The organism is Actinophytocola sp., assembly GCF_035634895.1.
Classification (GTDB): domain Bacteria; phylum Actinomycetota; class Actinomycetes; order Mycobacteriales; family Pseudonocardiaceae; genus Actinophytocola.
On the sequence record NZ_DASQCC010000173.1, the window covers coordinates 1 to 12,679 of the forward strand.

Below are 12,679 nucleotides of genomic sequence, written 5' to 3' on the forward strand. Positions count from 1 at the left end.
CGCCGACGAGCCTCCGCCAGCCGCAGCACGGCCCGCTCCAGCGCGTAACCCGCGTCCACCGCGACGCCCTTCACGTCCGCGTTGACCTCGGCAACCACCTGCATCGCGACCACGAGCCCCGCCGGATGCCACCCCCGCGACTGCGACTGCGCCTTGCGCACCTTCCACGCCGGCATCCCCAGCTCACCCGCCAGCCGATACGGGTCGGCCCGCCCCGCACCCGCGACCTTCGCCACCGTGCGGACCGCGTCCGCCAGGGCGTCGGCCACCAGCACGTGCGGCACCCCGAGCTGCATGGCCCAGCGCAGCATCTCCAGCGCCCCGGCCACGTCCCCGGTGACCGCCTTCTCGGCCACCGTGAAGCCCGTCACGTCCGCGCGGCCGCGGTGGTAGCGGCGGATCGCCTCGACCGTGACCTGGCCGTCCGCGTCCGCGACCAGTTGCGCGGCCGCAGCAGCCAGTTCCCGCAGGTCGGAGCCGACGGAGTCGATCAGCTCACGGACCGCCTCCGCGTCCGAGCGCCCACCCGCCTGCCGGATCTCGTTTCGGACGAACGACTCCCGATCCTGCGGCCGGGTGATCCTGGGACACTCGACGACCTGCGCACCCGCCGACTTCATCGCCGCGACCAGGTCCTTGCCCGGCTTGCGCCCCCCGCCGTTGTGCAGCACAACCAGTTGCACGCTGTCCGCCGGCGCCTTCACGTACCCCGTGATCACCGCACCGATGTCCTTGCCGACCTCCTGCGCACCCTCGAGCACGATCACCCGCCGCTCGGCGAACAGCGACGGGCTGACGAGCTCGGTCAGCTCCGGCCCGGTCAGCTCGGTCGTCTTCACGCGAGTCATCTCGGCGGACGGGTCGGCCAGCCGCGCGGTCTCGATCGCTGTCCGGACCGCACGTTCTACCAGCAGTTCCTCGTCCCCGAGCACGAGCTGCAACGCGGGCGGGGTCACGGCGGGCGCCTTCACCCCGTCATCCTCGCATCACCCACCGACAAGCGGCGCGACTGGCCTGCTACGGCCCATGAGTCCTGGTCACCGTGGTCTCGAATGGTGGACCTCACATTGGCAGAGTGACCGTGTTGTGCCGTAACGTGTCGGACAGACAACTTCATACCGCTCATCCAGAGGGGCAGAGGGATCGGCCCGAAGAAGCCCCGGCAACCAGCGTCAGCCACACCATTCGCGACCGCGAGAACGGCGACGACCACGGTGCCAATTCCGACCCGTACGCGGGACAGATGAGGAGATACCTCGCGATGACGATCACCGCCGACGCCGGCACCACCACGCTCGACCTCGGGCCCGCACGCGCCCTGAGCTGTCGCGAGTGCGGCAACCAGATCCCCCTGGCACCCGAGTTCGCCTGTGCCGAGTGTTTCGGCCCGCTCGAGGTCTCATACGAGTTCGGGAACGTCACCCGAGCCGAGATCGAAGCGGGTCCCAAGTCCATCTGGCGGTACCGCAAGCTGCTGCCCGTGCCGTCCGATGTGGACGCACATCCCAACACCGATCCGGGCCTGACCCGGCTCGTGAAGGCCGACCGCCTCGCCGCCGCGCTCGGGGTGAAGTCCTTGTGGGTCAAGGACGACACGGGCAACCCGACACACTCGTTCAAGGACCGCGTGGTCGCCGTCGCGCTCGCCGCCGCCCGCCAGCTCGGGTTCCGCGTGCTCGCCTGCCCGTCAACGGGCAACCTGGCCAACGCCGTGGCGGCGGCCGCCGCACGAGCCGGCTGGGAGTCGGTCGTGCTGATCCCGTCGTCACTCGAACGAGCGAAGGTGCTGACGACCGCCGTGTACGACGGCGCGCTCATCGCCGTCGACGGTAACTACGACGACGTGAACCGCCTCGCCACCGTGCTCGCCGCGGAGCACGAGGACTGGGCGTTCGTGAACGTCAACGTCCGCCCGTACTACGCGGAGGGCTCCAAGACCCTCGGTTTCGAGGTCGCCGAGCAGCTTGGCTGGCGCCTGCCGGACCAGGTGGTCGTGCCGGTCGCCTCGGGCTCCCAGCTCACCAAGGTGGACAAGGGCTTCCGCGAGCTGACCGACCTGGGTCTGGTCGACGCCAAGCCGTACCGCGTGTTCGGCGCGCAGGCCACGGGCTGTTCCCCGGTCGCGACCGCGTACAAGGCGGGCCAGGACGTCGTGACGCCGGTCAAGCCGGACACCATCGCCCGCTCCCTCGCCATCGGCGCCCCGGCCGACGGCCCCTACGTGCTGGACGTGGTCCGCCGCACCAACGGCGCGGTGGAGCACGTCTCCGACGAGGAGGTCGTCGAGGGCATCCGCCTCCTGGCCAGGACGGAAGGCATCTTCGCCGAGACCGCGGGCGGCGTCACCGTCGCCACGGCGAAGAAGCTCATCGAGACCGGCCAACTCGACACCGAAGCCGAAACAGTCCTCCTCATCACCGGCGACGGCCTCAAGACCCTGGACGCCGTCGAGGGCAAGATCGGCCCCCGCGCGACGGTTCCCCCGTCAGCCGACGCGGTCCGCGCCGCACTGGCCGACTGAGCACGCGGCCTGCCCGGTTGGGGATCGGCCCCGGACACGCGCCGACCACGATCCCCAACCACGCGAACCAAAGCGGCAGCAAAGGCCGGGCACGACGTACACGAGCGTCCGATGTGGACAGCGAGATCCCACCGGCCACGTCGGACATCACGGCGGTGATCTCGACGGCCCGCGAGTCACGGCGCGCGGCCCCGCCGCGGTCGCCACGATCGCGGTGTCACCGGCGGTGTCGGTCCGCAGCACCAACACACCCAGGTGAGCAAGCACGCGGAGCGTGAACGGGCTGGGATGCCCGTACCGGTTCATCGCTCCGACGCTCACCACCGCGATCCGCGGCCGAACCGCGGCGAACAGCTCGGGCGACGTGTACCGGGAGCCGTGATGCGGCACCTTGATCACGTCGGCGGACAGGTCCACCCGCTCGTCCAGCAGATGCGCCTGCGCGGCCAGCTCCACGTCTCCGCTCAGCAGCACACGCCCGGCCGGCGTCACCGCCCGTAACACCAACGACGCGTTGTTGATCTCCGTCCCATCGGACTGGACCGCCGGCATCACCTCCTCGTCATCCGGCGCCAACACCTCGACAACCAGTCCCGGCCACGCCAACCGCTGCCCAGCGGTCAGCTGGACCACCGGCACCCCGGCGTCCCATGCCTCGTCCCGCACCTCCTCCCACGCCCAGCGCGGCACTCGCGCCCGGCTCACTCCGACGGCACCGACCGCATGGTCGGCCAGCACCGCGTCCAGCCCGCCGATGTGATCGGCATGCAGGTGGGTCAGCACCACCAACGGCACCCGCGACACATCCAGCCGATCGAGGCACGCGGCCAGCGGCGCCACCTCCGGCCCGGTGTCGACGACGACCGCACGCCCGGCCTCACCGGTCGCCAGGACGATCGCGTCGCCCTGCCCCACGTCGCAGGCCACCATGGCCCAGCCGTCCGGCGGCCATACCGGCGCGATCACCCGCACCGGGATCACCACGATCAACAACCCGATAAGCACGATGCCGATCAGCACCCGCAGCTGCCGCCGGCGCAACGCCACCACCAGCAGCGCCATGCACCCGGCGAGCAGCAGCCCGCCGAGCCAGCCAGTCGGCCACCCGATCACCGCACCCGGCAGGCCGGCACCGTGCCGGGCAACGAAGACCAGCCAGTTCGCCTCCGGTCCGGCCAGCCGAACCAGCAACTCCGCGAGCCAGGGCGCCACCGGCGCGACCACCGCCGCCAGCACCCCGAGCACGGTCGCCGGCGCGACCACAGGTGCCGCCAGCAGGTTCGCACCGATCGCCACGACACTCACCTGACCGGCGAACCCGGCCACGACCGGCGCGGTGACCAGGTGTGCGGCCGCCGGCACCGCCAGCGCCTCGGCCAGCCCTCGCGGCACACCCCGGTCGGCGAGTCGTTCCGCCCAACGAGGCGCGATCAGCACGAGCGCACCGGTCGCGAGCACCGACAGCGCGAACCCGATGCTCACCGCCATCGCGGGATCCCACAGCACCAGCACGATCACCGCGACGCTGAGCGCCGGTAAGGCCGCGCGCTGACGTCCGATCGCCAACGCCAGCAGCCCGACCGCACCCATCACACCGGCCCGCAACACGCTCGGCTCGGGCCCGGCCAGCACGACGAACCCGACCAGCGCCACCATCGCCCCGGCCGCCGCCGTCCGCGGGCCACAACGCAGCACGCGCAGCAGCAACAGCACCGCCACACCGACCACAGCCAAGTTGGCGCCACTCACCGCCAACAGGTGGGCCAGTCCGGCCGCACGGAACTCGTCGGTCACCCGCTGCGACAGATCGTCGGTGTCGCCGACGACCAACGCGGGCACCAAGCCGCGCGGCTCCGGACCAAGCACACCGGACGCGTCCCGTAAGCCCGATCGCAGCCTCTGCGCGACCCGCTGCCACTCGGCCGCCTCACTCAACGCGTCCGGCGGCCCGCGGACTCTCAACACCGCGACAGTGAGCTGCCCCGGGTCGGCCGGCGCGACCGCCGCGGTCGCCGTGACCTGCTGTCCCGGCAGGAGTGTCCGCCAGCGGTCGACCGGAGCGACCAGGATGACCGCACCCGTCGACGACACCCGACGACCAGCCACGACGGCCCACACCACCCGCGCGGGCAGCACGACGGCACGCACCCCGCTCTGCTGCCCACCGAACCCGGTGGAGACCACCGGCTTCGCGCGTTCGGTGATCTCGACTCGAAACATGCCGGTGACATCCGCGCCGGCGAGTGTCCGAAGTGGATCATCCGAGGCGGCACGCAACCGCATGGTGCCGACGACGCCGACCGACATCCCGCACAGGAGCACCGACCAGGCGATTCCCAGCCGCCACCACCTGACGACGGCCGGACGTCCCCGCGACCGGGCCAACACCACAAGCCCCAGCACAGCTCCGACGAGTCCACCGACCGCGGACCACCACCAGCCGAAGGACAGACCGGTCAGCGTCGAGAGCCACACGACAAGCGCAGCAGGCACCAACCGAGCGTCCGGTCGACGGCCGGTGTCCACTCCGAGCCGGCCGATCACGACACCACCAAGGCCATCGAGGACCGCCGCATCGCCCGATGGCGAACGTATCCGCCGGCCATGCCCGGACCTGTCCCGGAGCGGACTCGTTCCTCGTGCACCCTGCGGTACTCGATCATCGGGCCACCACCAGATCCTTGAGTCGTGCGAACCGGCTCGGGCCGATCCCGTCGATCTCGCGCAGTTGCTCCACGCTGTCGAACCGGCCGTGTTCCGTTCGCCAGTCGACGATTCGCTGCGCGGTCACCGGCCCGACGCCAGGCAGCGTGTCCAGCGCGGCGAGCGTCGCCATGTTCAGGTCGACCTTGTCCGCGACGCCCGGGACTCCTGGCGCCGCCGGAGGCTGCTCGGCGCCGGGCGGCGCCGGGACGCCGACGTAGATCTGTTCTCCGTCGGTCAACCTGCGGGCGAGGTTGAGCGCGCCGAGATCGGCGTCCGGCACCGGTCCGCCCGCCGCTCGCAAGGCGTCGGCGACCCGTGCCCCGTCGGGCAATGTCACCAGGCCGGGGCTGGTGACATTGCCGACCACGCTCACCACGATCGACGCCTCCGCAGCGGCCGAAGGCGCCTGGGACGCCGCCGCGACGGGCAACACAGGCGGCGTCTCGTGCTCGACCCCGCGCGAGGACGTCACCATCCAGAGCGCCACCGCGACGGCGAACACGAGGCCACCGGCCAGCACGATGGCAAGCCTGCGGCGTCCGCCTGCGGACACCTCCGGTATCCAGTCGGCCGCCAGCCTGCCGACTCGGCCGGACCGCCACCACGGGTCGCTCGGCGGCGGGTCCGGTGGATCCGGCGGATCCATCGAGACGTCCACCCACCGCTGGTCCGGTGGCAGTTCCACGTCTTCTTCGCGAGGCTCGGCGTGTGCCTCGCCGGACAGGCGGAAGAGGCGCTCCCCGGGCTCGGTGGTTGCTTGGTCGTGGCGTTGGCGGTCCTGTCGGGTTCGGTCGGGCCGCGAGGTTGTTTCGATCACGGGTTCGACCTTATGTCGGCGGGGGCTTGGGAGCCTCGGGACGGGCGCCGATTGTGGATAACTGGTCGAGTTGTGGATAACTTGCGATAGCCGCTGGTCAGAGGGTGTCAGCGGTCCGCTGGGCAGACGACGACGCCGAGCATGCCGGGGCCGGTGTGAGCTCCGATTGCGCCGCCGAGCTCCGACACGACACAGCCGGACGCCGACGAGATCCGCTCGTCCAACCTCGTCGCGAGATCGACGGCCCGGTCATGTGCGGCGAGGTGGTGCACGGCGAGTTCCACGGCGTCCGCCCCGGTTTCCGCCGCGGCTGCCTCGGCAAGGTCCACGAGGCGTGCCAGTGCCCTGTTGGTGGTGCGCACCTTCTCCAGCGGCACGATGTGGCCGTCCTTCACGTGCAGCACCGGCTTGACCGCGAGCGCCGTGCCGAAGAACGCCGCGGCGGAGCCGATCCGACCGCCACGGCGCAGGTACTCGAGGGTCTCGACCATGAAGAACGTCCTGGTCCGTGCGGCGGCCGCCACGGCGACCTCCTCCACCACGGCACCGTCGGCGCCGCCACCCGCCGCCGTCGCCGCACGCAGCACCGAGAACCCCAACCCCATGACGGCGGTACGCGAGTCCACGACCCGCACGGTGTCGACGCCGATCTCACGCGCGGCAAGGCAGGCCGACTCCCAGGTACCGGACAGCTCGCGCGACAGGTGCACCGAGACGATCCCGTCCGCGCCCTGGTCCAGCAGCCGACGGTAGATCTGGCTGAACTCGTCGGGATTGGGCCGCGACGTCGTCACCGCGTGCCGCCCGGTCAGCGCGGCGGCCACCTCGACGGGCCCGATGTCCACACCGTCCCGTCCGGAGCAGTCGTCGATCAGCACGTGGAGCGGCACGACATGCACAGCGTGCCGGCTGGCGAAGCCATCCGGCAGATACGCGCTGGAATCGGTGACCACGGCGACCGGCACGGACGGAGCCTACGTGGTCGGTGGGGAAATGACCGTCATCGCGGCCGGCGCAGCAGCGTGCCGGCCTCGTCGGCGACCGCCTTGCCCACCAGTTCGTGTGCCTCCCAGCCCCAGTGCATACCGTCCGGGTTGCCCCGCCCGGCCCGCACATGGTCGCCGACCAGGGCGGTCAGATCCAGCAGTGACACCCCCGCCCGTGCACCCCAGGCACGCACCGCGGCGGTCGCCTGCAACCGGCCTGTGTGGACGTAGCCGTACGAGCTGGCCTTGTGTGGGGGCGGCAGGAACCCGACGGCGGGCAGGTCCGGCCGCAACGCCCTGATCGACCCGAGGATCCTGTCGAGATAGTGGACCGTCAGCGCGGGCGGCAGCGCGACCGGGCGGCCGTTCGTCGCCCTGGCGAGCCAGGGCTGGGCGGCAACGTAGCGGTCCCGGACCCATCGCCGCAGCGGATCCGGCCGCAGGTAGCGGAGCCCTTCCCGCAGGTACGTCGGCAAAGGGGAGGGCAGGGTGTCCATGCTGCCGACGGCCAGCACGAGCACGTCGGCCTTGGGCAACTGGGTCCACAGCCTGGGGTCGCCGGTCAGCGCCCAGAACGCGTCCCGGGCGGTCCAGCCGGACCGTGCGAACAACTCGCTGCGCCCACCCAGCGCGGCGGCCGCGAGGTTGGGCCAGAGCCGCTCGTCATCGGCCGGTCGGGGGCCATCCGGTCCTTGGAAGCTCAACGAGTCCCCGAACACCAGCAGGTTGGTCATCCCGGTCAGCCGGTGATCCCCGCGTTGTACGCGATCAGGCGCCAGGCCAGACCGCTCGAGACACGCCGGGCGAGCACCACCCAGTGGCAGTTGCCGATGCCGCCCAGCTTCGCCCACGCGGCGATCGGCAGCTCCAGCAGATGCCCGGTCAGCGCCGTGATCAGGCCACCGTGTGCGCACAGAACCGCCGTGTCCTCAGTGGACTCGTCGAGCTCGGCGACGACCTCGGAGGCCCGCGCGGCGACCTCCACCCGGGCCTCGCCGCCGGGCGGGGTCCATGCCGGGTCCGTCTGCCACATCTGCCGTGCGCCGGGCCACTGCTCGTCCACCTGTGGGCCGGTCATGCCCTGCCACAGGCCGAGGTGCGTCTCCCGCAACCGCTTGTCGAACCGCAGTGGGACACCGGTGGCCTCGGTGAAGATCGTCGCCGTGTCCGTCGCCCGCTTGAGGTCCGACGCGACGACCACGTCCGGGGAGAACCGGGCGAGCGCGGGCACCGCGAACCTGGCCTGGTTGCGGCCCACGTCCGTGAGGACGGAGTCGAGTTGCCCCTGCATCCTGCTGGCCGCGTTGTAGTCGGTCTCGCCGTGTCGCCACAGGACGAGCCGGCGGAGGGTCACGTCGTCCCGCCGTTCGTCTCGCCCACGCCGGCCTCCAGGTCGAAGTCGATACGGGGGCAGTCCTTCCACAGGCGTTCGAGACCGTAGAAGGCCCGCTCCTCGGCGTGCTGGACGTGCACCACGACGTCGACGAAGTCGAGCAGGACCCAACGGCCCTCGCGCGCGCCCTCGCGGCGCACCGGCTTGGTGCCGGCGTCGCGCATCTTCTCCTCGACGTTGTCCACGATGGCGCCGACCTGCCGCTCGTTGGGTGCGGAGGCGATCACGAAGCAGTCTGTGATGACCAGTTGGTCCGAGACGTCGAGCACGATCACGTCGCTGGCCTTCTTGTCGGCTGCCGCATTGGCTGCGACCAGCGCCAACTCACGTGCGTCGTGCGTTGCGGCCACGTCACTCCTCGATACTGTCTATTGGTGGAACCGGTTCGTTCAACCCTGGGAGAATACCCGTGCGGAGACCGTTCGGGTCACGCGTTCCGGTACAGATCGCGTTTGGAGATGTACTGAACCACCCCGTCGGGCACCAGGTACCACACGGGCAGGCCGGAGGCGACCCGCTCCCGGCACGCCGTCGAGGATATCGCCATCGCCGGCACGTCGATGAGGCTCACCGAGCCGTTCGGCAGGTGTGTGTCGTCCAGGCGGTAGCCGGGCCTGGTCACGCCGACGAAATGGGCCAGCGAGAACAGCTCCTCGGCCTGCCGCCAGGACAGGATCTGCTCGAGCGCGTCGGCGCCGGTGATGAAGAACAGGTCCGCGTCCGGATAGGCGGCGTGCAGGTCGTGCAGGGTGTCGACGGTGTAGGTGGTCCCGCCGCGCTCGATGTCCGCCCTGCTCACGGAGAAGCGGGGGTTGGACGCGGTCGCGATCACGGTCATGAGATAGCGATCCTCGGCGGCGCTGACCTTGCGGTCCGTCTTCTGCCAGGGCCGACACGTCGGCACGAAGATCACCTCGTCGAGGCCGAACCGCACCTGAACCTCGCTGGCCGCGACCAGATGCCCATGGTGCACGGGATCGAACGTGCCACCCATGATCCCGATCCGAAGACCTGTCATAGCTGGTCAGCGTACGTGTAAGGGGTGCACGCAGCGTGTGTCACCCACCACTTTCCCGTACGAAAGTCCCTTTCGCTCGGCCTTCTCCTGGCCCACTCGCCCGCCATGCGCCATCGTGGACCCCGTGGACGAGCAAGCACTTCGCAACTCAGCAGAGACCCGACTCCGAGCCCTCGCCGGAGACGGCGCCGCGCTGCGGGACGACCAGTGGACCGCCATCAGGGCGCTGGTCGTCGAACGCAGGCGCGCCCTTGTCGTGCAGCGCACCGGGTGGGGCAAATCGGCCGTGTACTTCCTCGCCACCGCACTGTTACGAGAGCTGGGCAACGGGCCGACGGTGATCGTCTCGCCGCTGCTCGCGTTGATGCGCAACCAGATCGAGGCGGCGGCCCGGGCCGGCGTCCAGGCGGCGACCATCAACTCCGCGAACCTCGACCAGTGGCACGAGGTCGAACAGGACGTACTCGCCGGACGCATCGACGTGCTGCTGGTCAGCCCGGAACGGCTCAACAACCCGGACTTCCGTGAGTCCGTGCTGCCCGAGCTGACCGCGTCGGCCGGCATGCTCGTGGTCGACGAGGCGCACTGCATCTCCGACTGGGGCCACGACTTCAGGCCGGACTACCGCAGGTTGCGCACGCTGCTGGCCAAGCTGCCGGCCGGCGTGCCGGTGCTGGCCACCACGGCCACGGCCAACGACCGCGTGGTCCGGGACGTCGCGGACCAACTCGACCTCGGTCGGAAGGACACGCTGGTGCTGCGGGGTGAGCTGGACCGGGCGAGCCTGCATCTGGGTGTGCTCGATCTGCCGAGCCCGCAGGCCAGGATGGCGTGGCTCGCGGAACATCTCGGCGAGTTGCCGGGGTCAGGCATCATCTACGCGCTCACCGTGGCGTCGGCATACGAGACGACGTCCTTCCTGCGGGACAACGGCTACGAGGTGGCGGCGTACTCCGGCCGGACCGAGCCGGCCGAGCGGGAGCGGATCGAGCAGGACCTGCTGGCCAACCGGATCAAGGCCGTCGTGGCGACTTCGGCGCTGGGCATGGGTTTCGACAAGCCGGACCTGGGCTTCGTGATCCATCTCGGCTCTCCCGCCTCGCCGATCGCGTACTACCAGCAGATCGGTCGCGCGGGCCGTGGGGTGGAGCGGGCCGAGGTGCTGTTGCTGCCGGGTGTCGAGGACCGGGCCATCTGGAAGTACTTCGCGTCGCTGGCCTTCCCGCCGGAACCCGTCGTCCGACAGGTGGTCGACACGTTGGTGGACGCAGGTCGGCCACTGTCCACAGTCGCGCTCGAACCACGATGCAACCTGTCCCGGTCGCGGCTGGAGATGGTGCTCAAGGTCCTGGACGTGGACGGTGCGGTGCAGCGCGTGAAGGGTGGCTGGCTCGCGACCGGGGCGGAGTGGGGCTACGACGGGGACCGGTACAAGGGCATCGCCGAGGCCAGGCAGGCTGAGCAGCGGACGATGCTCGAGTACCAGACGACCAGCGACTGCCGGATGGAGTTCCTGCTGCGGCAGCTGGATGCCCCGCATGCGGCGCGTTGTGGGCGGTGTGACAACTGTGCGGGACCACGGTGGAGCACCGAGGTGTCGTTGGACCGGGTCACTTTGGCGCGCGAACGGTTACTTCGCCCCGGCGTCGACGTCGAGCCCCGCCGCCAGTGGCCGAGCGGTATGGCGGGGCTGGACGTACCACTTTCCGGTCGAATTGGCGCAGACATGGTCGCCGCGACAGGTAGGGCGTTGGGGCGACTCACGGACGTCGGCTGGGGCAATCGTTTGCGTGACCTGTTCTCGCCCGCGTCAGAGGCGCCGGACGGTCCGGTGCCTGATGACATGTTCAACGCATGCGTACAGGTGTTGGCGTCATGGGAGTGGGAACAGCGCCCTGTCGGGGTGGTGACGATCGGCTCGCAGAGCCGACCGAAGCTGGTCGCCAGTTTAGGTGAACGGCTCGCCACGATCGGCAAGCTGACGCTGCTCGGTGAGATCGGGTCCGAACCGTCTGGAGAGCCGCGTGCCAACAGCGCGTTACGCCTGGCGCAGGTGTGGCAGAAGCTGACCGTCGACGCTCCACTCTCCGAACGTCTCTATGCGGTGAACGGCCCCGTCCTGCTTGTCGATGACCGGATCGACACCGGCTGGACGATGACGGTGGCGGCCAAGCTCCTGCGCGACACGGGGGTGCCCACGGTCTTACCGTTCGCACTGGCCGTCACGTCCTGACCATCTTGATCGCGGTCTCGGCCCGAGAAGATAGGAGACCATCACAGACCGCCTCCAGATCGCGACTCGAGTGCTGCCGTCAGCAGGACGTGTTGTCCTTTGCTTTGTCCGGAGTCGACGCGTGTGCTCTGTGCGGAGTTTGATGCGTTTGCTCTGTCCGGAGTGGACGCGTGCTCCGGCGGAGGACGGTGCACGGCGGAGAGGAACCGTGTCAGGAGTGGTGCCCTGCACGGTTGGTTCGGGCACGGACGTTCATGCCCCGTCAAGTTTCGGTGGGCCTGACGTGCATGCGGACTGCCGATCCCACCGCCCGCGGCGCGGTGGAGGTGGCGGTGTCCGGGCCGGTCTTGTTATGGGACTGGCCCGGGCACCGACTCTCAGTCGTTGTCGGATCGGCGAACGCCTTGCGGTTGAGCGAAGGGATCGGCTGCGAAGAGTCGCAGTGCTGACCGGAACATCGACCGGCCCAGCCAGTTGGTGGAGATGGTCTGCTCAGCGGTGCGCACCGACGGGCGCACGCGGCGAAGCCGTAGTCGATCATTTGCGTCTCGCAGTGGCGGATGGCCTCGCAGGTCTCGCTGGCCGTCTGCGGTCGCGATGACGCTGCGTGCCAACAGTTGTGCGTCTCGGAGTGCGGTGTTCGCGCTGATGCCGCGGAGGGGAGTCATGCTGTGGATCGCGTCGCCCGGAACGGTGACGTTCGTTGTTTCCCGCTGTTCAATCGGAATGGAGGTGCGGATTGGTAGCAGGTTGACGGCTTCCTCAGGGGTGGTCGGCGACCATGCGGCGTAGGTCGGGGTGCCAGGCGGCGATCTGGCGGCAGGCCGGGTCACGCAGATCGGGGCCGTCCAATTCGGACAGTTCGGCGTCGCCTCACGGGTACTTGCCGCTGTTGGCGGCGTGGCCCACATCAGGCAGCTGGTGGTGTTGTCGAGGTGTGGCCCGTCGGGCTTGCGGGTTGGCCCGTCCGGTTGTGGGTTGGCTGGTCGGGGCTTGCGGGTTGGC

General features: G+C 70.1%; 11 protein-coding genes and 1 riboswitch. Of the genes, 2 read left to right on the forward strand and 9 right to left on the reverse strand.

Annotated features, from left to right (window positions below; genetic code table 11):
• On the reverse strand, positions 1–971 hold a 971-nt coding region (gene holA, locus VET29_RS25620), incomplete at its 3' end, for a DNA polymerase III subunit delta (protein ID WP_324924884.1).
• Positions 972–1,119: 148 nt separating this feature from the next.
• Positions 1,120–1,250, forward strand: a riboswitch (SAM riboswitch).
• 11 nt (positions 1,251–1,261) lie between these two features.
• Here holA and thrC point away from each other — a divergent pair.
• On the forward strand, positions 1,262–2,521 hold the full coding sequence (gene thrC, locus VET29_RS25625) for a threonine synthase (RefSeq protein ID WP_324925028.1): 1,260 nt from the start codon (positions 1,262–1,264) through the stop codon (positions 2,519–2,521).
• A 147-nt stretch (positions 2,522–2,668) separates the two neighbouring features.
• Here the strand turns inward: thrC and VET29_RS25630 are convergent, their stop codons facing one another.
• The 7 genes from VET29_RS25630 to nadD all read right to left on the reverse strand — a co-directional run bounded on the left by VET29_RS25630 (position 2,669) and on the right by nadD (position 9,441).
• Positions 2,669–5,014, reverse strand: a complete 2,346-nt coding sequence (locus VET29_RS25630; protein WP_324924886.1) for a DNA internalization-related competence protein ComEC/Rec2 — start codon at positions 5,012–5,014, stop codon at positions 2,669–2,671.
• A 166-nt stretch (positions 5,015–5,180) separates the two neighbouring features.
• Positions 5,181–6,044 (reverse strand): ComEA family DNA-binding protein, encoded by an 864-nt coding sequence (locus VET29_RS25635; RefSeq protein WP_324924888.1) that lies wholly within the window; start codon positions 6,042–6,044, stop codon positions 5,181–5,183.
• Positions 6,045–6,151: 107 nt separating this feature from the next.
• The gene (locus tag VET29_RS25640; protein ID WP_324924890.1) at positions 6,152–7,009 is read right to left on the reverse strand and encodes a DegV family protein; all 858 of its coding nucleotides are present in this window, start codon (positions 7,007–7,009) and stop codon (positions 6,152–6,154) included.
• Between the two features lie 35 nt (positions 7,010–7,044).
• Entirely contained in the window at positions 7,045–7,764 is a 720-nt protein-coding gene (gene octT / locus VET29_RS25645) for a diglucosylglycerate octanoyltransferase (RefSeq protein WP_324924892.1), read from the reverse strand.
• A gap of 5 nt (positions 7,765–7,769) precedes the next feature.
• Complete coding sequence (locus tag VET29_RS25650; protein ID WP_324924894.1) at positions 7,770–8,384, reverse strand: histidine phosphatase family protein; 615 nt, start codon at positions 8,382–8,384, stop codon at positions 7,770–7,772.
• Positions 8,381–8,773, reverse strand: coding sequence for a ribosome silencing factor (gene rsfS / locus VET29_RS25655; RefSeq protein WP_324924896.1), 393 nt, complete (start codon positions 8,771–8,773; stop codon positions 8,381–8,383). The genes VET29_RS25650 and rsfS overlap by 4 nt, the downstream gene beginning before the upstream one ends.
• Positions 8,774–8,850: 77 nt before the next feature.
• Positions 8,851–9,441 carry a nicotinate-nucleotide adenylyltransferase gene (gene nadD, locus VET29_RS25660; RefSeq protein WP_324924898.1) on the reverse strand — a complete coding sequence of 197 codons (591 nt, stop codon included), beginning with the start codon at positions 9,439–9,441 and terminating at the stop codon, positions 8,851–8,853.
• A 124-nt stretch (positions 9,442–9,565) separates the two neighbouring features.
• Here nadD and VET29_RS25665 point away from each other — a divergent pair, with 124 nt between their 5' ends.
• Entirely contained in the window at positions 9,566–11,674 is a 2,109-nt protein-coding gene (locus VET29_RS25665; RefSeq protein ID WP_324924900.1) for a RecQ family ATP-dependent DNA helicase, read from the forward strand.
• A 377-nt stretch (positions 11,675–12,051) separates the two neighbouring features.
• Here the strand turns inward: VET29_RS25665 and VET29_RS44130 are convergent, their stop codons facing one another.
• Positions 12,052–12,423, reverse strand: coding sequence for an FAD-dependent monooxygenase (locus VET29_RS44130; protein ID WP_414636606.1), 372 nt, complete (start codon positions 12,421–12,423; stop codon positions 12,052–12,054).
• Between the last annotated feature and the right edge of the window lie 256 nt (positions 12,424–12,679).